23 protein-coding genes are annotated in these 25,309 nt (G+C 67.7%); 9 read left to right on the forward strand and 14 right to left on the reverse strand.

Annotated elements, in window-relative coordinates; translation table 11 throughout:
* Window positions 1-2: 2 nt before the first annotated feature.
* From Q9R39_RS03960 to Q9R39_RS03970, 3 genes are all read right to left on the reverse strand, one after another.
* On the reverse strand, window positions 3-698 hold the full coding sequence (locus tag Q9R39_RS03960; protein WP_231742641.1) for a hypothetical protein: 696 nt from the start codon (window positions 696-698) through the stop codon (window positions 3-5).
* Complete coding sequence (locus Q9R39_RS03965) at window positions 698-1,498, reverse strand: hypothetical protein (RefSeq protein ID WP_311277128.1); 801 nt, start codon at window positions 1,496-1,498, stop codon at window positions 698-700. Before Q9R39_RS03965 ends, Q9R39_RS03960 begins: the two co-directional genes overlap by 1 nt.
* Window positions 1,499-1,639: 141 nt before the next feature.
* Complete coding sequence (locus tag Q9R39_RS03970) at window positions 1,640-2,263, reverse strand: TIGR03086 family metal-binding protein (protein ID WP_058253571.1); 624 nt, start codon at window positions 2,261-2,263, stop codon at window positions 1,640-1,642.
* A 94-nt stretch (window positions 2,264-2,357) separates the two neighbouring features.
* Here Q9R39_RS03970 and Q9R39_RS03975 point away from each other — a divergent pair, with 94 nt between their 5' ends.
* Both Q9R39_RS03975 and Q9R39_RS03980 read left to right on the forward strand, forming a co-directional pair.
* Window positions 2,358-3,317: a YafY family protein gene (locus Q9R39_RS03975; RefSeq protein ID WP_058253578.1), complete on the forward strand. Its 960-nt coding sequence runs from the start codon at window positions 2,358-2,360 to the stop codon at window positions 3,315-3,317.
* A 76-nt stretch (window positions 3,318-3,393) separates the two neighbouring features.
* Entirely contained in the window at window positions 3,394-4,512 is a 1,119-nt protein-coding gene (locus tag Q9R39_RS03980) for a DUF5685 family protein (RefSeq protein ID WP_159371412.1), read from the forward strand.
* Between the two features lie 148 nt (window positions 4,513-4,660).
* On the opposite strand, the gene fadD8 is transcribed toward Q9R39_RS03980, so the two are convergent.
* On the reverse strand, window positions 4,661-6,307 hold the full coding sequence (gene fadD8, locus Q9R39_RS03985; protein WP_159371413.1) for a fatty-acid--CoA ligase FadD8: 1,647 nt from the start codon (window positions 6,305-6,307) through the stop codon (window positions 4,661-4,663).
* Between the two features lie 156 nt (window positions 6,308-6,463).
* Between fadD8 and Q9R39_RS03990 the strand changes: the two genes are divergently transcribed.
* Complete coding sequence (locus tag Q9R39_RS03990; RefSeq protein WP_078113612.1) at window positions 6,464-7,120, forward strand: GNAT family N-acetyltransferase; 657 nt, start codon at window positions 6,464-6,466, stop codon at window positions 7,118-7,120.
* 74 nt (window positions 7,121-7,194) lie between these two features.
* Here Q9R39_RS03990 and Q9R39_RS03995 read toward each other — a convergent pair whose 3' ends face one another.
* The 3 genes from Q9R39_RS03995 to Q9R39_RS04005 are packed head-to-tail and all read right to left on the reverse strand — an operon-like array spanning window position 7,195 to window position 9,308.
* Window positions 7,195-7,575 carry a nuclear transport factor 2 family protein gene (locus Q9R39_RS03995; RefSeq protein WP_058253928.1) on the reverse strand — a complete coding sequence of 127 codons (381 nt, stop codon included), beginning with the start codon at window positions 7,573-7,575 and terminating at the stop codon, window positions 7,195-7,197.
* Window positions 7,572-8,468: an SDR family oxidoreductase gene (locus Q9R39_RS04000; protein WP_159371414.1), complete on the reverse strand. Its 897-nt coding sequence runs from the start codon at window positions 8,466-8,468 to the stop codon at window positions 7,572-7,574. The genes Q9R39_RS03995 and Q9R39_RS04000 overlap by 4 nt, the downstream gene beginning before the upstream one ends.
* 51 nt (window positions 8,469-8,519) lie before the next feature.
* The gene (locus Q9R39_RS04005; RefSeq protein WP_058253930.1) at window positions 8,520-9,308 is read right to left on the reverse strand and encodes an SDR family oxidoreductase; all 789 of its coding nucleotides are present in this window, start codon (window positions 9,306-9,308) and stop codon (window positions 8,520-8,522) included.
* 91 nt (window positions 9,309-9,399) lie between these two features.
* Here Q9R39_RS04005 and echA20 point away from each other — a divergent pair, with 91 nt between their 5' ends.
* The 6 genes from echA20 to Q9R39_RS04035 all read left to right on the forward strand — a co-directional run bounded on the left by echA20 (window position 9,400) and on the right by Q9R39_RS04035 (window position 15,608).
* Entirely contained in the window at window positions 9,400-10,185 is a 786-nt protein-coding gene (gene echA20, locus Q9R39_RS04010) for a (7aS)-7a-methyl-1,5-dioxo-2,3,5,6,7,7a-hexahydro-1H-indene-carboxyl-CoA hydrolase (RefSeq protein ID WP_058253931.1), read from the forward strand.
* Window position 10,186: 1 nt separating this feature from the next.
* Complete coding sequence (locus Q9R39_RS04015) at window positions 10,187-11,080, forward strand: CoA transferase subunit A (protein WP_265967082.1); 894 nt, start codon at window positions 10,187-10,189, stop codon at window positions 11,078-11,080.
* The gene (locus Q9R39_RS04020) at window positions 11,077-11,868 is read left to right on the forward strand and encodes a CoA-transferase subunit beta (protein WP_078113609.1); all 792 of its coding nucleotides are present in this window, start codon (window positions 11,077-11,079) and stop codon (window positions 11,866-11,868) included. Before Q9R39_RS04015 ends, Q9R39_RS04020 begins: the two co-directional genes overlap by 4 nt.
* The gene (locus tag Q9R39_RS04025) at window positions 11,865-12,977 is read left to right on the forward strand and encodes a nitronate monooxygenase family protein (RefSeq protein ID WP_058253933.1); all 1,113 of its coding nucleotides are present in this window, start codon (window positions 11,865-11,867) and stop codon (window positions 12,975-12,977) included. Before Q9R39_RS04020 ends, Q9R39_RS04025 begins: the two co-directional genes overlap by 4 nt.
* Before the next feature lie 271 nt (window positions 12,978-13,248).
* Window positions 13,249-14,049 (forward strand): ABC transporter ATP-binding protein, encoded by an 801-nt coding sequence (locus Q9R39_RS04030; protein WP_058253934.1) that lies wholly within the window; start codon window positions 13,249-13,251, stop codon window positions 14,047-14,049.
* Between the two features lie 314 nt (window positions 14,050-14,363).
* The gene (locus Q9R39_RS04035; protein WP_159371416.1) at window positions 14,364-15,608 is read left to right on the forward strand and encodes an HNH endonuclease signature motif containing protein; all 1,245 of its coding nucleotides are present in this window, start codon (window positions 14,364-14,366) and stop codon (window positions 15,606-15,608) included.
* Between the two features lie 224 nt (window positions 15,609-15,832).
* On the opposite strand, the gene Q9R39_RS04040 is transcribed toward Q9R39_RS04035, so the two are convergent.
* The 7 genes from Q9R39_RS04040 to Q9R39_RS04070 form a co-directional block, all read right to left on the reverse strand.
* Entirely contained in the window at window positions 15,833-17,569 is a 1,737-nt protein-coding gene (locus tag Q9R39_RS04040; RefSeq protein WP_311277129.1) for an ABC transporter ATP-binding protein, read from the reverse strand.
* Complete coding sequence (locus Q9R39_RS04045; protein WP_078112632.1) at window positions 17,566-19,470, reverse strand: ABC transporter ATP-binding protein; 1,905 nt, start codon at window positions 19,468-19,470, stop codon at window positions 17,566-17,568. The genes Q9R39_RS04040 and Q9R39_RS04045 overlap by 4 nt, the downstream gene beginning before the upstream one ends.
* Before the next feature lie 61 nt (window positions 19,471-19,531).
* Window positions 19,532-20,179, reverse strand: coding sequence for a TetR/AcrR family transcriptional regulator (locus tag Q9R39_RS04050; RefSeq protein ID WP_058249973.1), 648 nt, complete (start codon window positions 20,177-20,179; stop codon window positions 19,532-19,534).
* Between the two features lie 87 nt (window positions 20,180-20,266).
* Window positions 20,267-21,796 (reverse strand): aldehyde dehydrogenase family protein, encoded by a 1,530-nt coding sequence (locus Q9R39_RS04055; RefSeq protein WP_078112633.1) that lies wholly within the window; start codon window positions 21,794-21,796, stop codon window positions 20,267-20,269.
* A gap of 192 nt (window positions 21,797-21,988) precedes the next feature.
* Entirely contained in the window at window positions 21,989-23,146 is a 1,158-nt protein-coding gene (locus Q9R39_RS04060; protein ID WP_078112634.1) for an acetyl-CoA C-acetyltransferase, read from the reverse strand.
* 37 nt (window positions 23,147-23,183) lie between these two features.
* On the reverse strand, window positions 23,184-24,023 hold the full coding sequence (locus Q9R39_RS04065; RefSeq protein ID WP_058249907.1) for an SDR family oxidoreductase: 840 nt from the start codon (window positions 24,021-24,023) through the stop codon (window positions 23,184-23,186).
* 1 nt (window position 24,024) lies between these two features.
* Window positions 24,025-25,284: an acyl-CoA dehydrogenase family protein gene (locus tag Q9R39_RS04070; RefSeq protein ID WP_078112635.1), complete on the reverse strand. Its 1,260-nt coding sequence runs from the start codon at window positions 25,282-25,284 to the stop codon at window positions 24,025-24,027.
* Window positions 25,285-25,309 lie beyond the last annotated feature (25 nt).

Genomic DNA, 25,309 nt, shown 5'->3' on the forward strand with positions numbered 1-25,309 from the left:
GGTCAGGGAGTCGGCACCGGCGCCACGGACGGGCCGGGAGCCGGGGACGGCGCACCGGAGGGTGCCGAACTCGGGCCGGGCAGCGGCTTCGCGTCGGGCGGCAATGACTCGACGACCTCGATCTTCGATCGGAACGTGTCGTCGGTGATCACCTCGATCGAGTTGATCATCCAGCGGTCGCCCTCGCGTTTCATGTCGAAGGTCAGCCGCGACGGGTTGATGCTCACGAGTTCCTTGTTGCCGCGGGTCACCGACTGATTCATGAAGATCAGGACCTGCGAGGTGTCCGCGGTGTTGGTCACCACACCCGCGTCCTGGATCGTCACCTCGGACACCACCGACTGCTTGCGCACCTCGGCGGCGAGATTGTTGTCGGTGATCAGCTTCGTGTACTCCGGCTTCGCCGGCCCGGTGAGCACACTCATCGACTGGTCGATGTGCTCGGTGACGTTCTCGGCGTTGTACCCGAACATCGTCGTCGCATAGTCCCGGGCCGCCGCCAGCGACGATGCGCGGGCGTCCTCGACCCCGCGGCCCTGGGTGAAGCGAAAACCGAGAAATGCGGTCACGGCGATCGCGGCGACCAGCACCACGCCGAGTGCGATCAGACCCAGGCGCCCCTTGCGCAGGGCGAATCGAGATCCGGTCGACTTCGGCGCGGGCTCGGATCGGGGCGCGGACTCGGAGCGGGCCGACATCACGCCACCCACTCGAAGTCGGTCATCTTGAGGTCGCCGTTGATCCGCGTCATGTCCACCCGCCAGCGGAACACCTTCTCCTGTGACGGCACCTCGCCGTCGAGCGATCGCTGATGCCAGCCGAACACCATGATGACCGAGCCTTCGTCGGGTTCGGCCTTGGTCACCGCGGACGAGAGGATGAGCGAGCGGGTCTCGAGCTTGCCGTCCCGGACAAGGGCCGCCACCTGCTGGATGTTGTTCTCGACCTCTTGCTTGACCTTGCCGCTCGTGTCCTCCTGGACCGACGTCAGCGTCTGGTCGACGGTGTCGGGATTCATGCTGGTCAGGTTCACGAGAACCTGCGAAGCGAACGCGGAATACTCGGCCCGCAGGTCGTCGGTCCGGTCCTGACGCGCGATGCCGAGCGCGAACACCACCGATGCGATGGCGCACACGACGATGACCACGAGCGCCACCACGACGCCCACGATCGCCTTCGCCGACCGACGACGATCGGACCCGCGATAACGGACGCGACGCTTGCCTTTCCGCGTCACCGCCGCCGACGACGCCGCGGCCGTCCGGGCGCGTCGACGCTCCCGGTAACCGACGGTCTTCTCGACCTCGGACGGGTCGGGCGAGATCGACTGCTCCGCAGTGACTTTCTCCTCGTGCTCGGCGGTGGTCATCGGCTGCGCGGCGGCCACATCCGAGGACTCGGGTTCCACGGGCGCGGGGACCGGGGCGGCCGGCGTCGACGGCTTCTTCCCCGTCGGACGCCCACGCCGGATCGGCGCCGACCGCACCGGCCGCTTCACGTTGCGGCGATCACCTGCACGCTCCGAGCCGGACCGCTCGCACCCTCGGTCGCAGACCCTTCGTGACGCGCCCTCCGCAAGCTCCGGACGCTCCTCAGGGAGAAGGGGGCTCAGGGAACCATGGGGTTCGCTTCTTTCGGATCACGAAGCCGGGGACCAGCCCGCGGGGTCCCGGCCGGTCCAGTTGGCCAGTCGCTCAGTGGGTCCGGCGCCGGGCCGGGGTTCGACGACGACGCCGAACGGCACGTTGGGGTCGGTGCGGATCTCGGCCGGGATGAACTGCTGCGCGACCGCGAGCGTCGCCTCGGCCGTCGCGGGATCTGCTTCCGCGGGTTGCCCGGTGGCAACGGCGAGGTCCCAGCCGTGCACGAGGGTCTCGCTGACATAGCCCCAGAGCGCGCCCGCGCCGGGTACCTCACCCCACGGCACCTGGACCATGCGGGTCAGCGACGCATCATCGGACCATCCCTCCAGGGCGGCCTCGACCAGTGCGGAGTAGGTGGCAGCGTCGTGCTGCTCGGCGATCGTCCGCATCGTTCGGACGTCGAGTCCGTCGGCGAGTGCCCGGGCACGCTCGGCGGTCGCCACGACGTGCGCCGAGAGTGTCCGGACGTCGAAGTCCTCGCAGGGAGTGGGCGCATCCAGCTGATCGTCGGCGATCCCGGTCAGCAGTGCGGTGACCCAACCAGTTGCCACTCGGAATGCGGGACGGGGGTCGACGGGTGCGGCTGGGGCGGGAACGGCCTCTGGTGTGGTTGCGGTCATGATGACGTCCTCTCCTGGTGGTTGGTCGGTCTGCCACCAGTGAATCCGCGATACACGACATCTTCTGTCATGTATTCGGGAGAGAATCATGATCGTGCGCGCCGAACGTCTCATCGCCCTGCTGATGGTGCTGAAGAAGCACGAGCGGGTGACCGCCGCCGTATTGGCCGCCGAGCTCGGGGTCTCCGAACGAACCGTGCTCCGCGACATCGACGCGCTGTCGCTGTCCGGCGTGCCGGTCTACGCCGAGCGCGGCCGACACGGCGGCTTCGCGTTGTTACCGGGGTATCGCACCGATCTCACCGGACTGACCGTCGACGAGGCCACGTCGTTGCTCGCCGGTACCGGACGGGTCGACTCCCCCGCGTTCACCAGCGCCATGCGCAAGGTGACCGCCGCCCTGCCCGAGGCGCATCGGAGTCATGCCGTGCGCGCCGCGCAGCGGATTCTGGTCCGTCCGGAGGGTTTCGTCAGAACCCCGGAGATCCTCGACGGCCTCCAGGCCGTACAACTCGCCGTGTTCGAGGGCCGACGGATCCGTGTGAGTTACCGCAGCCGGGGTGCGCACACCCCGCGCGAGCACGTCCTCGACCCGATCGGACTCATCGTGGCGGGCGAGACCTGGTACCTCGTCGCCACCTCGTCGCGCGGCAGCACGTCGCACGACGGCGCCGGCTCGGCGGAACGCATGTACCGCGTCTCCCGGATGAGCGACGTGGACGTCCTCGACGAACCGGCGCACCGGTCCGAGGACGTCGACCTCGGCGAGATCTGGGAGCGGCATCGTGACGCGTTCCGACGCTCCTTCGAACCCGTCGACGTGGTGATCGACTGCTCGGTCGACGATGCCGAGCAGATCGAGTCGATCGCCGCCGCAACATATCTCGACCGGCCACCAGAAGGACGATGCCGGCTCGGACTCCGGTTCGCCGACCGTCGCCACGCCACGCGCGCGTTATGGGCGTCGATGTTCGACCACGACTTCGTGGTCTGCGAGCCGGAATGGCTCCGAACCACGCTCGTAGCCCGCGCCCGCGTTGTCGGCGGCGACTAGGCGAGCACATCGGGCCGCCTGCACCGAACGAATGAATCCCCTGGCGAGGTCCCCCCGCCTGTGGTCTGATTCTCGAATGTTCGGGGTTCTCACTCCATGTCGGCACGCACTCGACGACGACCTGATGGACCAGTGGCGCTCCCACCTGTGCGGGGTCTGTCTGTCGCTACGCGACAACCACGGCCAGTCGAGCAGGTTGACGGTCAACACCGATGCGGTGATGGTCTCGATCCTCACCGCGGCCCAGTCGGCGGCGGAGTGCGCCTCCACCGAGGCCGGTCGGTGTCCCCTACGCGGAATGCGCACGGCGACAGTCGTGTCCGCCGACGAACCGGGTGTCCGCCTCGCCGCGACCGCCTCCCTCACCCTCGCCGCAGCGAAGGCGGCCGACGTCGGCAACGAGCAGCGACACGCGCTGGCGCCCCGTCGGCCGGTACGCGCGAAGCTCGCCGACTATGCCGGGAGCCACCTGCGCCGGAATGCCGCGGCCGACACCGAGGTCGCCCGACGTCTCGATGTGGACGGCATGATGACGACGCTCTCGCGTCAAGCCGAGATCGAGTCGACGAGCGTCGTCCTCGACGACCTCACCCAGGCGTCGGCAGTGGCTGCGGCACAGGTCTTCTCCGCGTCGGCGATACTCGCCGACGCACCCCGCAACGAGGCCGCGCTCTCCGACATCGGTGCCGATTTCGGCCGGATAGCGCACCTCTTGGACGCGGTCGACGACTATGACTCCGACGCCGAGCAGGGACGGTACAACCCACTCCGGTCCACCGGAACGTCGCCGGAGACCGCGCTCGAGCAGTGCCGGCGACTCGCCTCCGCGATCCGGGCCCGCTACGCCGACCTCGAACTCGTCGACGACCGACTCCTACGGGTGGTGTTGCTCGACGGACTGCGCCACGCGATCCACAAGCGCATGCACCCGCACGCGGAGGCCCCTTCGGTGGTCGCCGACTCGCGCACCCAGTGGCCGCCGCACCGGCCGTTCGGCTATCCGACCGAGTGGCCGTACCCGCCACCCTTCAAACCGAATCGATCGTTCCACGAACGGATTCTGCCGTTCATCGGTGTCTCGTGCTTCGGCAAGGCCTGCTGCGTCGACCACTGGAATCACTTCACCGACAAGTACAAGGACGCGGTCTGCGACGACTGCGACTGCTGCGATTGTTGCGACTGCTGCGACCTGTGACCCGCCCGGGCGGGCGGGTCGGTTGAGGCGCGAGCAATGCGCTCCCCCTGTGCTCCCTGAGCTGAGGTGCGAGCGAAGCGTCAACGCTCCTCGCACCTCAGGGGGCAATGGTTATGTCGTTCTTTCGGATCAGGGAGCAGAGGGGAATCTAGCCGACGCCGCGGTCGGAGTCGGCCCAGTACTGGGACCGCAGCGCCTTCTTGTCCGGCTTGCCGAGCGCGGTCAGTGGCAGGGCATCGGCGAAGATCACCCGCTTGGGTGACTGCACCGCACCCTTGCGGTCTTTCACGGACTGCTGGATCTCGGCGGTGATCCGGTCCTTCGCCGCGTCGTCGGCGTCGGCATCGTTGCGCAGCACCACGATCGCGGTGACCGCCTCGCCCCACTTGTCGTCCGGGACACCGATCACGCCGACCTGACCCACTGCCGGGTGTTCGGCGACGACGTCCTCGACCTCGCGCGGGAACACATTGAAGCCACCGGTGACGATCATGTCCTTGGTGCGGTCGACGATGAACCAGAATCCGTCCTCGTCCTCGCGGGCCACGTCGCCGGTGCGCAGCCAGCCGTCGCGGAAGGTGTCCGCGGTCTGTTCGGGGAGGCCCAGGTACCCGCCGGCGAGAAGTGTTCCCGCGACGCAGATCTCGCCGGGTTCGCCCTGCGGGACGGGCTTGTCGTCGGGCCCGAGCAGGGCGGTACGCAGGAAGGCCGACGGCCGTCCGCAGCTGCTCAGCCGACGCTGGTCCTCACCGGGACCCGGATGGTCACCCTTCGCCAGGTAACTGATGACCATCGGCGCCTCGGACTGACCGTAGTACTGCGCGAAGATCGGACCGAAGCGTTCGATGGCCTCGGCCAGCCGGACCGGATTGATCGGCGACGCACCGTAATACACGGTCTCCAGCGAGGACAGATCGCGCGTCTTGGAGTCCGGATGATCCATCAGTGCGTACAGCATCGAGGGCACCAGCATGGTCGCGGTGATCTTCTGCTCCTCGATCGTGCGGAGCACCTCGGCCGGGTCGAATTTGGACAGGACCACCATCGACCCGCCCTTCATGAGGGTGGGGACGAAGAAGGCGGCGCCGGCGTGCGAGAGGGGCGTGCAGAGCAGGAACCGCGGGTGTTCGGGCCATTCCCATTCGGCGAGCTGGATCTGCGTCATCGTCGACATCGCGCGGGCTGTCCCGATGACGCCCTTCGGCTTGCCGGTGGTGCCGCCGGTGTAGGTGATGGAGACGACGTGGTCGGGTGAGAGATGCGCGGCGACAAGGGGCTTCGGCTCGAAATTGTCGGCTTCGGCGATCACGTCCCGCGCGTGGGCGGCGAGTTGCTCCGGCACCGGTCCGAGCGTCAGCACCTGCTTGAGACCGGGAACCCGTTCGAGCAGTGCCGCGGCCCGCTCGACGAACATGGGCACCGGGTCGATGATGAGAGTCGACACGCCGGCGTCGGAGAGCACGTACGCGTGGTCGTCGAGTGAGCCCAGGGGATGCAGTGCGGTGCGGCGCCATCCCTGCGTCTGGCCGGCGCCGATCACGAACAGCACCTCGGGCCGATTCAGCGCGAGCAGGCCGACCGCGGTTCCCGTACCAGCCCCCAACCCCTCGAACGCCTGGATGTACCGACTGATCGACGCGGCCATCTCACCGCCGGTCATCTCCGTGTCGCCGAGCGACAGTACGGTGCGGTCGGCGTGCCGCCGCAGCGCCGCGACCATCAGGTCGCCCATGTGCGTGCCCCCGCGCAGGTGATCGAAGTCGGCCGGTGCTGTCGTCGTACCCTCGTTCGTCATGACCACCAGACTAGGACGTGTTACAGCTCTAGGGAAGAATCTCCACCAAAACCGCACTATGAGACACGAGAACGTGTTCTAACATTCCCTTGCGGATGCGCCTTCCGCGAATCTGAAGTCCGCCACCGGCGAGGGGTGGTGACCTAGGATCGAACCATGACTGATCTCGACCTCGCCACCACCCGGCGTGACATCGCCGACGCCCTGCTGACCGCCCTCGAGCACCGCCACGAGGTCCTCGATGCCATCGTCGACGCCGAGAATCATGACGAGGCCGTCACCGCGATCGTCGACCTGCTCGGCAAATCCAAGCTCGGCGCCGAGGCCATCCTCGACATGAAGCTCGACCAGCTCACCAAGGACGACCGCCGCAAGAACCAGGCCGAACTCGACGACCTCAACAGCGCCCTCACCTTCACGCTCGCCGAACGCCCGGCCAGCAGTGGGGACACCCTTGATCTCCGTCCGTTCGACCCGTCCGCCGACGCCGAACTGTTCTCGGCGCGCACCAACGAGATCGGCACCGCCGGCGACGGTTCGGGCGCTCCCGCCGGCGATGTCGCGGCCGAGATCGATGCCGCCACCGCCCGGGTCGACGCCGAGGAAGCCGTCTGGCTGGTCGCCGTCGAAGGCGAGTCGAAGGTCGGCTTCGTGTTCGGCGAACTGAAGGACGGCGAGATCGACCTGCGCATCTGGATCCACCCGCAGTTCCGCAAGTCGGGGTACGGCACCGCAGCGCTACGCAAGTCCCGTTCGGAGATGGCGGCGTACTTCCCCGGCGTGCCGATGGTCGTCCGCGCGCCCAGCGCCTGACGGTCCACCTACAGTCGACGAACCCACCGCCCGTTCGGGGTGGTGGGTTCGTCTGTTGGTGGCGTGCCGGACGGTCAGGCCCGTTGGGGCCGCGGGAGGCCGAAGTGGGCGACGATCGCGCGGATCCGGTTGTCCTCGTCGACCACGAAGGTCTCGGACACGGTGGCACCCAGGCGAAGGGTCTTGGGTCGGACGTGGACGATGTAGCGCGTGGTGACGCTGTGCCCGTCCACCGTGGCGGTGAAGTCCGAGATCCGGTGGATGAGGCGGAATTGCGGGCCACGCGCGAGGCTGCGGGCGATGTGGTCGCCGTCGCGCCCGGTCCGCACACCGAACTCCACGCGGGTGCAGTCCGGGTGCAGGACGACCGCGGACGGATCGTGACTCACCAAGGCGTCCACATAAGCGCGCGCCGCGGCGATCCGCTCGGCCGAGGGATCTCGGGGCGAGGTCATCGCGCGCCGTACACCGGCATCGGTACCGGCGCCTTGGCCAGGATCTCCTCGATCACCGGGCCGAGCTCGCCGGCCTCCCACCGAGAGCCCTTGTCCCGCTCGATGCTTCGCTGCCATCCATCGGTGATCGAGATCTTGCCGCCCTCGACTTCGAACACCCGGCCGGTCACCGAGCCCGCCGCGGGCGAACCCAGCCAGACCACGAGGGGCGAGACGTTCGCCGGATTCATCGTGTCGAAGGAACCGTCGGCGGGCGCCGCCATCTGAGCGGCCATCGCCTCACCGGCACCCATGGTCATCTGGGTACGGGCGGCCGGAGCGATCGCGTTCACGGTCACACCATACGACCCCAGTTCCGCGGCCGCCTGGATCGTCAGAGCCGCGATGCCGGCCTTCGCCGCTACGTAGTTGCCCTGCCCCACCGAACCGTACAGTCCCGCACCGGAACTCGTGTTGATGATGCGCGCCTGCGGAACGTCGCCGGCCTTCGCCTGGGCACGCCAGTACGCGGCTGCGTGCCGCAGACCGACGAAGTGCCCTTTGAGATGTACGCGGACGACCGCATCCCACTCGTCCTCCGACAGCGAGACCAGCATCCGGTCACGCACGAAACCCGCGTTGTTGACCAGTACGTCGAGGCGTCCGAACGCGGAGAGTGCGGTCTCGACCATGGCCGCACCCGAATCCCAGTCCGCGACGTCGCCCACCGACGCGACTGCCTGCCCGCCGGCGGCGACGATTTCGTCGACGACCTCACTCGCGGGGTCCTCGGCGTAGTCGTTGACGACGACCTTCGCGCCGTCGGCGGCGAACGCGAGGGCGTGGGCGCGTCCGATGCCCTGGCCGGCACCGGTCACGATGACGACACGACCCTCATTCAACTTGCTGGTCACTGATGTTCTTCCTTTCCGAAGTGTCTGCGGCCCCGAACCGCACACCGGGTCTCAGACTGCGTTACCGGCCGTGGCGGCGTCGAGGAATGCCGGCTTCTCGCCACCGCCGTGGACGGTCAGCGTCGACCCGGTGATGTAGCCGGCAAGCGGTGACAAGAGAAAGGCGACCGCGTTGCCGACATCGGCGGGCGTGGCCATCCGCCCCATCGGGATGGTCTCGCCGACGGCTGCCACACCGGCGTCGTCGCCGTAGTGCAGGTGGGACTGTTCGGTGACGACCGGGCCGGCCACGACCGAGTTCACCCGCACCCGCGGCGCCCACTCGACGGCGAGCGAGCTCATCAGGTTGTCGAGTCCGGCCTTCGCCGCACCGTAGGCCGAGGTGCCGGGTGACGGCCGGTGGCCGCTCACGCTCGAGATGTTCACGATGCCACCGCCATCCGGCTGCGTCTGCATCACCGCGTTGGCCGCGCGGGCCACGGCGAGCGGGGCGAGCAGATTGAGGTCGACGATCTTGCTCGCGAACCGGACCGACGCGTCGGCGGCCAGCGCGAACGGGGAGCCGCCGGCATTGTTCACGACACCGTCGATGCGTCCGGCCCGCCCGATGATGTCGTCCATCATCGCCACGACCGCATCCGCGTCGCGGACATCGCAGGACACGAAATCGAGATCGCGGAGGTCGTCGGCGAGATTGTCGGCGTTGCGACCACAGATCACCGGACGGGCGCCGAGCGAACCCAGGACGCGGGTGATCCCGGCACCCACCCCGCGCGCCCCGCCCGTGACCAGGATGACCTTCCCGACCAGGCCCAGCTCGACCTGTGACTGCGTCTGCATGGGTGCTACCCTACCAAACAACCAAGCACTTGCTTGGTGCGCTTCCGCAGTCCCCTCGGACTGTCCGGACCGCCCCATGAGAGGAGCCCGCGTGCCGATCACCACGACACGTTCCGATACCGGGATCGTGACCGTCACCGTCGACTATCCGCCGGTCAACGCGCTGCCATCGGCCGCATGGTTCGAACTCGGCGACGCCATCACCGCCGCCGGCCGGGACCCCTCCACCCACGTGGTGGTGCTCCGCGCAGAAGGTCGGGGCTTCAACGCGGGCGTCGACATCAAGGAGATGCAGGCGACCGACGGCTTCGACGCCCTGATCGGCGCCAACCGCGGATGCGCCGCCGCCTTCAGTGCCGTCTACGACTGCGCCGTCCCCGTCGTCGTCGCCGTCAACGGGTTCTGCGTGGGCGGCGGCATCGGCCTCGTCGGCAATGCCGACGTCATCGTGGCCTCCGACGACGCCGTCTTCGGACTACCCGAGGTGGACCGCGGAGCACTCGGCGCCGCAACCCATCTCGCGCGGCTCGTGCCACAACACATGATGCGCACCCTCTACTTCACCGCCAAGAACGTCACCGCCCAGCAACTCGAGCACTTCGGTTCGGTCTACCGGGTCGTGCCCCGCGAGGAACTGCTCGACGCGGCACTCGAGGTCGCAGAGGCCATCGCCGCCAAGGACACTCGCGTGATCCGCGCGGCGAAGGAGGCGATCAACAACATCGACCCCGTCGACGTCAAGGCGAGTTACCGTCTCGAGCAGGGGTACACCTTCGAGCTGAACCTGGCCGGCGTCGCCGACGAGCACCGCGACGCGTTCGTGTCGACCGGCAAGCCACTTGCCGCGAATTCCGCCTCGGATGGAGGACGTGCCTGACATGCCCACCGACAAGACAAGCACTTTCGACGACGTCATCGCCGAGCTACGCGACGGCATGACCATCGGCATCGGCGGATGGGGTTCGCGCCGCAAGCCGATGGCGCTGGTCCGTGCGCTCGCCCGCTCCGACGTCAAGGACCTCACCGTGGTGACCTACGGTGGCCCCGACCTCGGATTGCTCTGCGCGGCAGGGAAGGTGCGCCGCGCGTACTACGGCTTCGTCTCCCTCGACTCGGCCCCGTTCTACGATCCGTGGTTCGCCAAGGCGCGCACCAACGGCGAGATCGAGGTACGCGAGATGGACGAGGGCATGGTGAAATGCGGCCTCGAGGCAGCCGCCGCACGCGTGCCGTTCCTGCCCATTCGTGCCGGCCTCGGCTCCGACGTCCTCAACTTCTGGGAGGGTGAGCTGAAGACCGTCACCTCGCCCTATCCCGACGCCGACGGCCGGACGCAGACGCTGGTGGCCATGCCGGCGCTGAAGCTCGACGCCGCCTTCGTGCACCTGGATCTGGCCGATGCCCACGGCAATGCCGCATACACCGGGGTCGACCCGTACTTCGACGACCTCTACTGCGCGGCCGCCGAACGTCGCTATCTCGAGGCCGATCAGATCGTCTCCACCGAGGTGCTCGTCAAAACCGTCCCACACCAACGTCTTCTGCTGAACCGAATGGCCGTCGACCGCGTCGTCCACGCGCCCAACGGCGCTCACTTCACGTTTGCCGGGGAGTACGGCCGGGACGAGAAGTTCCAGCAGTTCTATGTGGCGTCGGCGAAGGAGCCCGAGACCTGGGACGCGTTCTCGCGCCGATTCCTCCAGGTCGACGAACAAACCTACCAGCGAGAAGTGACCGCCTGGCAGGACGAGCAGAAGGAGACCGGACAGTGAGCACCGCCGAAACCGCGACCACGCCCGGTGAATCGTCCGGTACGGATGAACCCACCCGCGCCGAGTACTGCGTGATCTCCTGCGCCGACATCTTCGCCGGCGCCGGCGAGATCATGGCCTCGCCGATGGCGCCCACTCCCCTGCTCGGCGCCCGGCTCGCGCGTCTCACCACCGAACCCGACCTGCTGATCACCGACGGCGAGGCGCTGATCCTCGCCGACACCCCGCCGATCGGGAAGACCGGGCCGATCGAGGGTTGGATGCCGTTCCGCAAGGTGTTCGACGTCGTGGCGTCGGGTCGGCGCCATGTTGTCATGGGCGCCAACCAGATCGACCGGCACGGCAACCAGAACCTGTCGGCGTTCGGTCCGTTGCAGCACCCCACTCGCCAGATGTTCGGTGTGCGTGGCGCGCCAGGCAACACCATCAACCACCCCACCAGCTACTGGGTGGCCCGCCACACCGCGCGCGTCTTCGGCGAGTCCGTCGACATCGTGTCGGGCGTCGGTTTCGACAAGGTCGATCCGGAGAACCCGGCCTTCGACGACCTGAACATCCATCGCGTGGTCACCAACCTCGGCGTCTTCGACTTCGGCGGACCAGGCCACACCATGCGGGCCCTGTCCCTGCATCCCGGGGTCGGCGCCGACGAGGTCGCCGAGAACACCGGCTTCGAGGTCGAAGGCCTTGCCGACGCACCCGAAACGCGCCGGCCGACGGCAGAGGAGCTCGGTCTGATCCGGGACGTCCTCGACCCGAAGGGCGTCCGCAACAAGGAAGTCCGATGAGCAGTCCCACCAGCGCACAACCGAGTCCCGCGCGCGCCGCCGGACTGTCGACGTCGTTCACCGAGCTCGTCGGCATCGAGTACCCGATCGTCCAGACCGGCATGGGATGGGTGTCCGGACCGTCGCTGACCTCGGCAACCTCGAACGCCGGCGGGCTGGGCATCCTGGCGTCGGCCACGATGACGTTCGCGGAACTCGAGGCGGCCATCGCGAAGACGAAATCGTTGACGGACAAGCCATTCGGTGTGAACATGCGTGCCGACGCGACCGATGCCCCCGAACGCATCGACCTGTTGATCCGAGAGGGCGTCAAGGTCGCCTCCTTCGCGCTGGCCCCGAAACCCGAACTGATCGCGAAGCTCAAGGACAACGGCATCGTCGTGATCCCGTCGATCGGTGCGGCCAAGCATGCCGTCAAGGTCGCCTCGTGGGGTGCCGACGCAGTGATCGTCCAGGGCGGCGAGGGCGGTGGTCACACCGGACCGGTCGCCACCACCCTGCTGCTGCCGTCGGTGCTGGATGCGCTGTCCGCCAAAGGTATCGACATGCCGGTGGTCGCCGCGGGCGGGTTCTTCGACGGCCGTGGGCTCGCCGCCGCACTCGCCTACGGGGCTCAGGGCGTGGCCATGGGCACCCGGTTCCTGCTGACGTCGGACAGTGCCGTGCCCGACTCCGTCAAGCAGGAGTACCTCGCCCGCGGTCTCGGCGACACCGTTGTCTCGGTCAAGGTCGACGGCATGCCGCACCGCGTGTTGCGTACCCCGCTGGTGGAGGCGCTCGAGAGCGGGAGCCCGGCCCGGGCCCTCGTCGCCGCGGCCCGCAATGCCAACGAGTTCAAGCAGATGACCGGCATGCGCTGGACGACGATGCTCAAAGACGGGCGCACGATGAAGAAGTCGGGCGAACGCACGTGGCAGCAGGTCATCATGGCGGGCAACACCCCCATGCTGCTCAAGGCCGGCCTCGTCGAAGGTGACACCCGCGCCGGCGTGCTCGCCTCCGGCCAGGTCGTCGGCATGATCGACGACCTGCCCAGCTGTGACGAGTTGATCCAGTCCATCATGACCCAGGCGCACGAACGGCTGAAGGCTCTCGGGTCGTTGGGCTAGGGGCGCCCTGGAGCGTGCGGAGGGCCGTCCCCACCCCGCTCCCTGAGGAGGCCCGGAGCTTGCGGAGGGCCGTCACGAAGGGTCCTCGCACCTCAGGCAGCGCAGGGCGGCCCGTCACCCCCCTCCCCCTGAGGAGGCCCGGAGCCTTCGAGGCTCGTCGCTTGCGCTCCTCACACCTCAGGCAGCGCAGGGCGGCCCGTCACCCCCCCGCCCCCTGAGGAGGCCCGGAGCTTGCGGAGGGCCGTCACGAAGGGTCCGGTACCTTCGGACCGTGACGACTCCGGAAGTCCTGCGCCTGAATTCGGTCGACTTCGTGCGGCAGTCCCGTGCGATCCTCGCGGACATCGACCTCACCGTCCACGCCGGCGAGCGGTGGGCGCTCATCGGCCCGAACGGCGCCGGCAAGTCGACGATCCTGAGCCTATGTGGCGCGGAACAGCATCCGACGCGGGGGACCGTCCATGTCCTCGGACACCAACTGGGGCGCGTCGAGACCCGGAAGCTGCGCGAGTCCATCGGCCACGTCAATCCGCGGCATCCGCTGCGGTCGCCGCTGTCGATCCGCGAGGTGGTGCTGACCGGTGCGACCGGCACGACCGAGCTGATGGACCACCGGGAACCCGCATCGGAGACACTGGCCCGCGCCGACGAACTGATCGAGATGCTCGGCTTGAGCGCGCTCGCGTCGGCGCCGTGGACGAACCTGTCGCAGGGCGAACGCGGCCGGACCCTGATCGCCCGCGCGCTGCTCTCCGATCCTCGACTCCTGCTGCTCGACGAACCGTCGACCGGCCTCGATGTGGCTGCCCGCGAGCGTCTTCTGCAGACCGTCGACCGGCTGCACCGGACACATCCCGATCTCGCGACGGTGCTCGTCACCCATCACCTCGAGGAACTTCCCGAGACGACCACGCATGCCGTGCTGGTGACCGGCGGCCGGATCCTCGCCGCGGGGCCGGTTCACGACATTCTCACCACGGCCCTGGTGACCGAGTGCTTCGATTACCCGATCGAGATCGCCCACCAGGAAGGGCGGTGGTCGGCGCGGGGGGTCGCGACCACTGCTCCCTGAACTCGAGCACCGCGAGTACGGGCCCCGCCAATCCCCGAGCAGTTGGCAGAGCGGACAGGCTCCTCAGGTCCCCAGCGCGAAGGCCGCCGGCGACGAGATGGCACTGCAGATTTCGTGCGCTCCGAGGTCGGTGGTGAACCCGGGCCCTATGCTCGGCTAGCCACCGTGTGACTGGTGGGGTTTCTGTTCACCACGGTTCACTGCGGTTCACCACTGATGTTCGTGTGACATAGACTGCCGCACAGCTTGATTCGACGGCAGATAGGTTGTGGACAAACCTCGTCGTCGAACGTTTTGGCGAGTACATTGGTCTCATGTCCTCGATCACCGAGCTCCGCGACACCCTCATTGGTCTACAACCCCCGCCCGACGACGGGAGTGGTCGCCTGGTAGTCGAGCGACTCGACGAACTACGCGTGCTGCGCAACGTCCTCGATCACCAGATCGCCGTCCACATCGCCCTGTTGGAGGATTCGGGGGCACCGGCGCGAGCAGGGTCGACGACCCGATCCTGGCTGATCGAGATCGGCCTACCCCCGACGGCCGCGCACCGCGGTGCACGGATCGCCGCCGGACTGGGATCGTTGCCGAAAGTCGCCGACTGCGCCGCCGACGGGTATCTGTCTGCCGAGTGTGTTGATGCAGTGGTCCGCGGTATCGCGTCCATCGACAAACAGGCAGCGACTGCGTTGTCCGACGATGACCGGTCGGTGTTCGAGAGCGAACTACTGGCGCAGGCGTTCTCCGGGGCCACCCCCGCCGAGATCAACACTCACGCCCGGAGCATCGCCACGCGGGTCGCCGATGACGATCCGCACGCGGTCGCGCCGGCCGATGATGCGTCGCTGAACACCTTGCACACCAGAGTGACCGACGAAGGCCGGGTCGCGATCACCGGCGATGTGACGGCGGTGATCGGCGAGAAGTTCCTGGCGATGATCGACGAACGCTCCTGTCCGCGTCCCGAACCCGACGGGGCCGACGACCGCCGTGATGTCGGGCAGCGTCGTGCGGACGGGTTGGAGCTACTGCTCGATCAGGCCGCGATCGGTGCGGCGATGACCACCGCAGGTGCACCCCGCACTCAGGTAGTGGTGACCATCCCCGCTGATGGTGTGGGCCCGGCGATTCTGCCGTGGGTGGGCGCGGTCACGGCATCGACGGCACGTCGGTTGTCGTGTGACGGCGGGGTCGCCGAGATCGTCCTCGACGACGAGGGGGTGCCGCTGCGGATGGGGACGACGAAGCGGTTGTTCCCGCATCATCTGCGTCAGGCGATCGTCGTGCGGGATGTGTGTTGCGTGAAATGCGGTGCACCAGCGGCGCATACGCAGGTGCATCATCTGGTGCCATGGGCTGACGGCGGACCGACTGATCTGGACAACGGGTGTCTACTGTGTCAGCGCTGTCATACCCAGGTGCATCATCATGGGTGGGAGGTGGTGATGGGCCCTGATCGTCATCCGTGGTTGATCCCACCGGCCGATATCGACCCGCGGCGTCTACCTCGGCCGGCTTACAACCGGCGCACCATGCGCCTGGACGACGCCCTCGTCTGACCTCACCCCGCCCCCACCAGACCCTCCGGCGTCGTCACCGACCGACGCCACACGACCTTTGACAACTCCACAGTGTTCAACAAGCCCTGGCCGCCGGGGTCTGGTGGCAAAAATCTCTTGCGCGTTGCGCAATTTCGCTCCGAGATCCCGGTGGGCGGGGGGCGATCGGTCTCGGAACGAGGTCGACAGGTCCAGCCCGCTCTCACCGCCTCGGAAGGGCGCGCCTAAGCCGACGGCGTCAGCGTCCAGCCGGCAGCTGCGGTCCGCTGGTTCCAGAACTCGGTGTATCGCCCACCGCGGGTGAGCAGTTCGTCGTGGGTGCCGATGTCGTCGACGCCGCCCTGATCGTCGAGCACGACGATCTGGTCGGCGGCGATCACGGTGGACAGCTTGTGCGCGATGACCAGCACCGTGCTGCGGTCGGCGAGGCGGCGGATGGATTCCGCGACGTGGGACTCGTTCTCGGGGTCGAGAGCGCTTGTCGCCTCGTCGAACAGCACGATCGGCGCGTCCTTCAGCAGGGCGCGTGCGATCGAGACTCGTTGGCGCTCACCGCCGGACAGGGCCGACCCGCCCTCACCGACGACGGTCTGCCAGCCATCGGGCAGCCGGTCGACGATCGAGGTGACCCCCGCGGTCTCGGCGGCGGCCCGGATCTCGTCGTCGGTCGCATCGGGCCGTCCGAGTTTGATGTTCTCCCACAGGGTGTCGTCGAAGAGATAGACGTCCTGGAACACCTGGGACAACTGGCCCATGAGTGCACCGGTCTCCTGCTCCCGCACGTCGACGCCGCCGACCTTCACGACGCCGCCGTCGACGTCGTAGAACCGTGCGATGAGACGGAAGATCGTCGACTTACCCGACCCCGACGGGCCGACGAGTGCAGTCATCGTGCCGGGGCGGGCTCGCAGGGACACATCGCGCAGGACCTGCGCGCCGGTCTCGTACCCGAAAGCGACACCGTCGAGTTCGACAGCACCCGGTTCGGTGATCGGCGTGGGTTGATCGGGGGTGGGCATCCGGTCGGTGTCGAGCACCCCGGTGATGCGGTTGATCTCGTCGGTGGACATGCGCAGCGTCGAACCGAGTTCGGCGAGTTCGCCGATCGGGCCGAAGAAGCGGGCCGCGAGGCCGAAGACGGCGATCAGCAGGGCCGGCTCGATGTGGCCCGCCACGGCCAGCCCCGCGCCGAGCGCGAGCACGGCACTGAAGACGACCTGCACCGACAACCCGTTCAGCAGGATGCCGAGGATCGAGCGCCAGAGCATCGACTTGCCCACGCGTGCTTGTTGTCCGAGTGCGTCGGCGAGCGGCTTGTGCGCGGAGTCCGAGTCGCCGAAGGCCCGCAGCACCGCCTGGCAGCGGGCGAACTCCAGGACCCGGTTGTTGACCTTGACGGCCTCGGCACGCTTACGGCCCTCGGACTTCGCGAGGAACGAACTCGACAGCTTGCCGACGTACATCAGCAGCAGCGTCCCGGCGACCATCAGAAGACCGATGCGCCAGTCGAAGAAGCAGATACCGATGACGACCACGACGGAGCTCACCATGTTGACGACGACCGGGGTGATGTAGTGCGCGCCGGTACTGCCCACGAACATCGTTCCCTTGACCGCGATCTGGGAGACGTCACCGACGCGGTCGCGGGTGAACCAGCCGAGCGGCAGCGTGACCATGTGATCGCCGAGACGGTGGTGCAGCATGCGCATCGCGTAGAGCGCCATCGTCATGCCCTTGAGCGACTGCACGTAGGCACTGACCGCACAGATGACGACCAGAACGGCCAACGGCCACAACCACATCGCGGCGGCGGAGAGGTCACCGGTCAGCAGGTGTTCGACGATCGGGACCAGGGTCAGCATCGCCAGCCCCTGCGCGACGCCGTAGACGACCACCCAGGTCAGGAAGACGACCATCCGGGACCGTTCGGAACCCAGGATCGTGTAGAAACCGCGGATCATCGTGCCGCCTCGCTGCTCGTGACCGCGCCCCGCGCGATCTCCTCGTCCTGCCTGGTGGTCCCGGCCTCGTAGGAGGCCCACATCGACGCGTACAACCCGCCGCGGGCGACCAGTTCGTCCTGCCGACCCTGTTCGACGACCCGACCCCGATCCAGGACGACGATGTTGTCCGCGTGCGTGATCGAGCCCAGACGGTGCGCGATGACGAGCACCGTGCGCCCGACCATCAACGCGCCGATGGCCTGCTGGATCTGCGCCTCCGACTCCGGGTCGGCGAAGGCGGTGGCCTCGTCGAGGACGAGGATCGGGGTGTCGGCGAGCAGGGCCCGCGCGATCGAGACACGTTGCGCCTCACCGCCGGAGAAGTGTGCCCCGTCGCCGACCACGGTGTCGTAGCCGTCGGGCAGCTCGAGGATGCGGTCGTGGATCTGGGCGGCGCGGGCGGCGTCGTAGACCTGCTCGTCACTCGCGTCCGGACGGCCCAGGCGGATGTTGTCGCGCACCGACATCGTCAGTAATTGCACGTCCTGGAGCACGAACCCGACGTGGCGATAGAGCTCGGTGGGCGCGATGTCGCGGACATCGACCCCACCGATGCGCACCGCACCGGAGTCGGGATCGCCAAAGCGGGGCAGCAGCGTCGCAAGCGTCGACTTGCCGCTTCCCGACGGCCCGACGAGAGCGGTCACGGTTCCCTCGGCCAGTTCGACACTGACCCCGTCGAGGGCCTTCACCCCGGACGGGACACCGAGGCGCGGCGGGTAGGTGAAGTGCACGTTCTCGACCCGCACATCGTGCCCGGCGGGCACCTGGGGGTTCTCCGGAACCGTCAGCTCCGGTTCGGCGAGCAGCGAGGCGATACGCAGGGCGGCGGCCGAGGCCTGCTGACGGGTGTGGACCGCGGTCGAGACCGTGAGCAGCGCGGTCGGCAACACCATCGCGATCAGCGTCGACCCGACGAGCTCGATCGGCTGGACCCACCCGTTGTCGACGAGCCAGTACCCGACGCCGAGGTTGACCAGCAGGATCAGCGGCGCGCTGATCAGGACGGTGGTGACCGCCTGTACGCGGAGCATCGGCCCCATGTAGCCGGCGAAGTCGTCGTTGAACTCGTCGGCGGCATCGACGAACCGCCGGTGTGCCTTGCCGGTCTGCCCGAAGGTCTTCACGACGGCGACGCCCGAGATGAACTCGACGATCGTGGCGCTGATCCGCGCGACGCCCTTGTCCATCTTCTCCATCTCGGTCGTGAGGTCCCGAGCCATGTAGGAGTAGGTCAGCGCGTACAGCGGCACCGTCGCGATCGCGAGCAGCCCCAGGCGCCAGTCCAGGTAGAAGCAGTAGATCAGCGCGAAGATCGGCGACAGCATCGCGGCTGTGGCCTCGACGGTCGCGTGCGCGACGAGATAGTGCAGGTCGGCGACATCGTTCTGCACCGACTTGCGGACCGCACCCGAGCTGGTCCGGCTGAACCACCCCAGCGGCAGCCGACCCAGCTTGTCCGCGATGCGGATTCGAAGTTGCGCCTGGAGATCGAGATCGGCGAAGTGGGTGATCGCCAGTGCGAGGAAGCTGAAGGCGGCGCGAGCGCCGAGCCCACCGACCACCAGCCACACGACCAGCCAGACGCGCCCGGAGTCGACCGGTCCCGGTTCGAGCAGGATGCGCCCGAGTTCGACGATCCCGATGAACGGCACCACCGTGGCGGCGGAGGCGAAGATCTGGACGAACTGGGCCAGCAGCGTGCGCTTCTTCACCGGGGCCAGGACGTCGGCGAGGGCAGCGGCTTTCGCCTTGGACTCGGATCTGGCCTGAGCGCGCGCGGCTTTCGGATCGTCGGGTTCGACGTCGACGTCGGAGACTGGTGCCGGCGCGGCCACATCGGTTCCGCCAATTGTCATACGCGCACAATAACGGCCAGACGTTGGGAAAGGAAAGCTACCCTAACTTCGACGCGCGTGGTTAGCGCGGCAGGATGCCGTCGAGCACCACCGACAGGTACTGATCAGCGATCGAGTCGACCGTCATCGAGCCCCCGGGCCGATACCACCGCACTGCGACCCACACGGTGTCGCGCATGAAGCGGTAGACGAGTTCGACGTCGAGATCGGCCCGGAATTCCCCGTTTTCTACGCCGCGCTGCAGCACCGACTGCCACAGCTGCCTGAATTCGACGTTCAGTTCGGAGATGTAGGCGAAACGTTCCTGGCCGGAAAGACGCTTTGCCTCGTCCTGGTAGATCGCCACCGCGTTGCGTTCGGCATCGATGGACTCGAACGACGCGATGACGAGGCCCCGCAGGGTCTCGGTCGCCGACTTGCTCGACGCCGCGATCTGCCGGTAGCGAGCGAACAGGTCGTCGAGGAAACCCCGCAGGATCTCGTCGACCATCGACTCCTTCGAGTCGAAATGGTGATACAGACTCCCAGAGAGGATTCCGGCCGCGTCGGCGATGTCCCGGACCGTCGTCGAGCGCAGCCCTTGCTCGGCGAACATGCGCCCGGCGGTCGCCAACAACTCGTCCCGGCGCGACGAACGAGTCGGCGCGTCGGCGGTACTCGCAGCGGTCCGGCCGTTCGCGTCGATCCTGGTCTGACCTCGTGGTGACAAGCGCATCCTCCTGGAAGAGTGTGCGCTCACCCTAGCAAGCGCTTGGCCGGGACCGTCGGACGACGATCCCGGCCAAGACGACCGATGTTATGCGCCGAGGCGCTTCCGCACCTTCTTCATGGCGCGGTTGTTGAAGAACTTCCACAGCTTCAGCTGGTTGTTGGTCAGCCTGGCGTCCTTGGGCAGGAACGGTGGCGACATCATCTCGGCAACGCTGACCGGCAGCGTCGAGAACGCGACGGCCCGAGCATGGCTGAAGGTCTCGAAACCGGTGCGGCCGTGATACCCGCCCATTCCGCTGTTACCGACGCCGGCGAACGGCAGTTCGCCACTGAACAGGTGGATGGCGAAGTCGTTGCCGTTGATCGAACCACTGCGGGTGTTGTCGGCCAGCTTCTGGAACCGCTCGTTCTGATCGCCGCACCAGTACATGGTCAGCGGATGCGGGTGCGAGCCGATCTGGCTGATGACCTCGGACAGGTCGCGGTAGGGGTACACGGTCAGCACCGGACCGAAGACCTCGTCCTCCTCGATCTTCATGCCCGCCTTGACGCCGGTGAGCAGCGTCGGCGGAATCTTGCGGCGTTCGGCGTCCGGCAGCGGTTCGCCGCCGGGGATCACCTGACGCTTGGTGGCGCCGAGCTGCTCGGCGTCGTCGATGAGCCCGAGGATCCGCTCGTAGTTCTTCTGGTTGATCGTCGACGTGAACTGCTCGTTGTCGATGATCGTCGGGAAGTTCTCGGTCCACCGCGCGACGACCTTGTCGGTGAACTCGCCGAGCTTGGCCTCGGGGACGAAGACGTAGTCCGGGCATAGGCACACCTGGCCGCCGTTGACCATGCGGGCGTCGGCGAGCATCGTCGCGGCTTTGTCGATGTCGGCGTCGACGTCGACGACGGCCGGGTTCTTGCCGCCGAGTTCGAGGGTGACCGGGATCAGGTTCTTCGCGGCCTCCTGGGCCACCGAAGCACCCACGCCGGGCGAGCCGGTGAAGAACATGTGGTCGACCTTGAGCTTGGCGAAGTCCGATCCCGAGCCGTGCTTGGAGGTGGCGATCGCCAGCTCCTCGATCGAAAAGTAGTTCGGTGCGTGCTTCGCGATCACGTCGGTGGTCTTCGCGGTCACCGACGACGGTCGCATGATGACCCGGTTACCGGCGGCGAACGCCGAACCCGCGGGCACGACCGTCAGCTGCAGCGGGAAGTTCCACGGCCCCATGATGCCGACGACGCCCAGCGGGTCGTGGCGGATGCTCTGCTTGTACCCGAGCAGGCCCTGCACCTTCGCGACCTTCGACTCGGCCATCCACTCCTTGACCCCGCGACGCTGGTGGGCGAGGTCGATCATGCAGCCGGCCACATCGGCGGCGAGCGAGAGCTCGCGCGGGCGGGCACCGAAGTCCTCGGCCAGCGCGGCGGCGATCTCGTCGGCGTTGTCGAGGAGCAGGGCTGCAAGCCGCGTGATGCGGTCGATGCGCGTGTCGGCGTCGGGGATCCCGTCGCGCAGGAACGCCGCGCGCTGGATCTCGACCAGTTCGGTCAAACTATGCGCTTCCGACGAGACGCCACGCGTCGCGCCGGTGGCGCCGGTGCTGGTGTGCTCAGCAGGCTTGGTCATCGAGATCCCCTCAGCTAGGTCGTGCTGCACCTGACGTGCGGCGGTTGGAACGAAATGGTCCGCGTGTGCCACACAATAGTATGCGCCAGATCACACCCGTATGTGGGCACGCCTGTTGTCAGAATGGTACGGCCTCGAGAGGGGAACGTCGAGGGGCGAACTGTGGCCCTCAGGCAGCAGAGGTGGTGACTCTCAGCCGAGCCGCTCGATGATCGTGACGTTGGCGGTCCCGCCGCCCTCGCACATCGTCTGGAGTCCGTAGCGGCCGCCGGTGCGCTCGAGTTCGTTGAGGAGGGTCGCGAACAGCTTGGCGCCGGTGGCGCCGAGGGGGTGACCGAGTGCGATGGCGCCACCGTTGGGGTTGACCTTCGCCGGGTCCGCGCCGGTCTCCTTGAGCCACGCGAGCACGACCGGCGCGAACGCCTCGTTGATCTCGACGACGTCGATGTCGTCGATGGACATGCCGGTCTTGTCGAGGGCGTACTTGGTGGCCGGGATCGGCGCGGAGAGCATCATCACGGGGTCGTCGCCGCGCACGGACAGGTGGTGGATGCGGGCTCGCGGTGTCAGATTGTGTTCCTTCAGCGCGCGTTCGGAGACGACGAGGGTCGCCGACGACCCGTCGGCGATCTGCGAGGCGACGGCCGCGGTGAGCCGGGAACCATCGGCGAGGACCTGCAGGCCGGCCATCTTCTCCATCGAGGTCTCGCGCGGGCATTCGTCGACGACGCAGTCACCGAGGGCGACGTTCTCGTTGTCGAACTTGCCGTCGGCGATCGCGGCCCGGGCCCGCTCGTGCGACTGCAGCGCCCAGCGCTCCATGTCCTCGCGACTGATGTCCCACTTCTTCGCCATCATGTCGGCGCCGAGGAACTGCGAGATCTGCGCGTCGCCGAAACGTTCCTGCCAGCCGGCGGATTCAGCGGTGGGCGTGGTGAATCCGAACTCCTTGCCCGAGATCATCGCCTGCGAGATCGGGATGGCGCTCATGTTCTGCAGGCCGCCGGCGACGACGATGTCCTGGGTTCCGCTCATGATGCCCTGCGCTGCGAAGTGGATGGCCTGCTGGCTGGACCCGCACTGCCGGTCGACGGTGGTGCCGGGCACCTCGAGCGGGAGACCGGCTGCGAGCCAGGCGGTCCGGGCGACGTTGCCCGCCTGGCCACCGATGGCGTCGAGGCAGCCGAACACCACGTCGTCGACGGCCGCGGGGTCGATGCCGGTGCGCTCGACGAGTGCGGAGATGATGTGGGCGCCGAGATCGGCGGGGTGGGTCTTGGCGAGCGAGCCGTTGCGCTTGCCGACCGGGGTGCGGACGGCGTCGACGATGTAGGCCTGGGGTGTGGTCATGGTCGGTGCTCCTTGAATCGGTAGAAGTCGTTGGCGGTCAAGCACGCTGGCTGGAGATCGAGACGACCTCGCCGGTGAGGTAGGTGGTGTAGTCGCTGGCCAGCATCGCAACGGTCGCGGCGACCTCCCAGACCTCGGCCGCGCGCCCGTAGGCCTCTCGGGAGGCGAGTTCGTCGAGGAGGTCGTCGCTCGTGACCTTGGCCAGGAACGGGTGTTTCGCGATCGACGGTGCGATCGCGTTGATGCGCACCCCGACGTCGGCGGCTTCAAGTGCCGAACAGCGGGTCAGGGCCATCACCCCGGCCTTCGCCGCGGCGTAGTGCGCCTGTCCGCGCTGGGCCCGCCAGCCGAGGACAGAGGCGTTGTTGACGATCACGCCGTTGTGCTCGACCGAGCCGAAATACCGCAGGGCTGCGCGGGTGGCGCGGAATGTACCGGTGAGCGTGATGTCGAGGACACGATCCCATTCCTCGTCGGTCATCTCGGCGACCGGGGTCTCGCCGCCGAGCCCGGCATTGTTGACCAGTACGTCGATACGTCCGAGTTCGGTTGCGGCATCGGCGATCAGCGCGTCGACCTCCGCGGTGACCTGCACATTGCAGGTGCGCTGGGTGACCGTGCGCTCCGGGAATTCCGCCGACAGCTTCTCGGCGGCCTCACCGAGGCGTCGTTCATGCCAGTCGCTGATGAGCACATCCGCGCCTTCGAGCAACGCACGCCGGGCCGACGCGAAGCCGATTCCCGTTCCGGCGGCGGCGGTCACCACGACCTTCTTGCCCAGCAGCAGGCCGTGCCCGGCGATCTCGGCAGGCGGTGTGGCCAGCGGCGAGACCGCTCGGCCGGCCGCCCGGGCCCCGTTGACGTCGACTCCGGTCATCTCAGCGTGCCTCTCGGGGTAGGCCGAGCACGCGCTCGGCGATGATGTTGCGCTGCACCTCGTTCGAGCCGCCGTAGATGGTGTCGGCGCGGGTGAACAGGTAGAGCCGTTGCCATTCGTCGAGTTCGACGTTCTCCGGGTCGGCGATGTCGTTGGCCTTGCCTTCGGCGGTCGCGGCCGGCCCGATCAGCGACGGTGCGCCCACGACGTCCATCGCGAGCTCACCGAGGTCGCGATGCCAGTTGGCCCACAACAACTTCGAGACCGAGGCCGCACCCGCTTGCGAGGTCACGTCCCCGTCCAGCGTCCGCTGGGCGTGGGCGCGCATGACCATCAACCCGATATCCGCCCGAGCCAGCCGCGACGCGATCTCCGGGTCGTCCAGCGCCCCGTTGGCTCGCGCGAGATCGGTGAGATTGCCCAGCTCGCGCGCGAATCCGACCTGCTGACCCAGCGTCGACACCCCGCGCTCGAACTGCAGCAGCCCCATCGCCACCTTCCAGCCGTCGCCCGGGTCACCGACGATGAGATCGGCATCGGTTTCCGCGTCGTCGAAGAACACCTCGTTGAATTCTGAAGTGCCGGTGAGCTGTTGGATCGGGCGGACGGTGACGCCCGGTTGGTCGAGCGGCACCAGCAGGAAACTCAGTCCGGCATGGCGCGACGATCCCTTCTCGGTACGCGCGATCACGAACACCCACTGCGCCACGTGGGCGAGCGAGGTCCAGATCTTCTGGCCGTTGATGATCCACTTGCCGTCTTCGAGCCGCGCCGACGTGGACACGCCCGCGAGGTCCGATCCGGCGCCCGGCTCGGAATAACCCTGCGACCACAACTCGGTGACATCGACGATGCCGGGCAGGAAACGCCGCTTCTGCTCGTCGGTCCCGTAGGCGATGAGCGTGGGGCCCAACAGTTCCTCGCCCAGATGATTCACGCGCGCAGGTGCGTTTGCACGTGCGTACTCGCGATGGAAGATGATGCGCTGTTCGAGCGTCGCACCACGACCGCCGTACTCGACCGGCCAGCCGATGCAGGTCCACCCGGCGCGCGCGAGGTGACGATCCCATTCGAGGCGCTCGGCGAAGAACTCGTGTTCGCTGCCCGGCCCCCCACGACCCTTCAGATCGGCGAAGTCGCCGGCGAGGTTCTCGTCGAGCCACGCACGCACCGCGGCCGCGAACTCGGTGGTGGCGTTCGGTGTCGATTTCGCCCATTCACCCAGGTCGACGGCACGATCGGCGAGATTCGTCGTGGTCATGGGCGCTAGCATAACGCACCAAGCA

Source organism: Gordonia sp. AC31, assembly GCF_031844505.1.
In the GTDB taxonomy this organism is placed as follows: Bacteria; Actinomycetota; Actinomycetes; order Mycobacteriales; family Mycobacteriaceae; genus Gordonia; species Gordonia hongkongensis.

Coding starts and splice junctions, on each gene's coding strand:
- Q9R39_RS03960 (WP_231742641.1), bottom strand. CDS start 698: ATGTCGGCCCGCTCCGAGTCCGCGCCCCGATCCGAGCCCGCGCCGAAG.
- Q9R39_RS03970 (WP_058253571.1), bottom strand. CDS start 2,263: ATGACCGCAACCACACCAGAGGCCGTTCCCGCCCCAGCCGCACCCGTC.
- Q9R39_RS03980 (WP_159371412.1), top strand. CDS start 3,394: ATGTTCGGGGTTCTCACTCCATGTCGGCACGCACTCGACGACGACCTG.
- fadD8 (WP_159371413.1), bottom strand. CDS start 6,307: ATGACGAACGAGGGTACGACGACAGCACCGGCCGACTTCGATCACCTG.
- Q9R39_RS03990 (WP_078113612.1), top strand. CDS start 6,464: ATGACTGATCTCGACCTCGCCACCACCCGGCGTGACATCGCCGACGCC.
- Q9R39_RS03995 (WP_058253928.1), bottom strand. CDS start 7,575: ATGACCTCGCCCCGAGATCCCTCGGCCGAGCGGATCGCCGCGGCGCGC.
- Q9R39_RS04005 (WP_058253930.1), bottom strand. CDS start 9,308: ATGCAGACGCAGTCACAGGTCGAGCTGGGCCTGGTCGGGAAGGTCATC.
- Q9R39_RS04015 (WP_265967082.1), top strand. CDS start 10,187: ATGCCCACCGACAAGACAAGCACTTTCGACGACGTCATCGCCGAGCTA.
- Q9R39_RS04025 (WP_058253933.1), top strand. CDS start 11,865: ATGAGCAGTCCCACCAGCGCACAACCGAGTCCCGCGCGCGCCGCCGGA.
- Q9R39_RS04035 (WP_159371416.1), top strand. CDS start 14,364: ATGTCCTCGATCACCGAGCTCCGCGACACCCTCATTGGTCTACAACCC.
- Q9R39_RS04040 (WP_311277129.1), bottom strand. CDS start 17,569: ATGATCCGCGGTTTCTACACGATCCTGGGTTCCGAACGGTCCCGGATG.
- Q9R39_RS04045 (WP_078112632.1), bottom strand. CDS start 19,470: ATGACAATTGGCGGAACCGATGTGGCCGCGCCGGCACCAGTCTCCGAC.
- Q9R39_RS04055 (WP_078112633.1), bottom strand. CDS start 21,796: ATGACCAAGCCTGCTGAGCACACCAGCACCGGCGCCACCGGCGCGACG.
- Q9R39_RS04060 (WP_078112634.1), bottom strand. CDS start 23,146: ATGACCACACCCCAGGCCTACATCGTCGACGCCGTCCGCACCCCGGTC.
- Q9R39_RS04065 (WP_058249907.1), bottom strand. CDS start 24,023: ATGACCGGAGTCGACGTCAACGGGGCCCGGGCGGCCGGCCGAGCGGTC.
- Q9R39_RS04070 (WP_078112635.1), bottom strand. CDS start 25,284: ATGACCACGACGAATCTCGCCGATCGTGCCGTCGACCTGGGTGAATGG.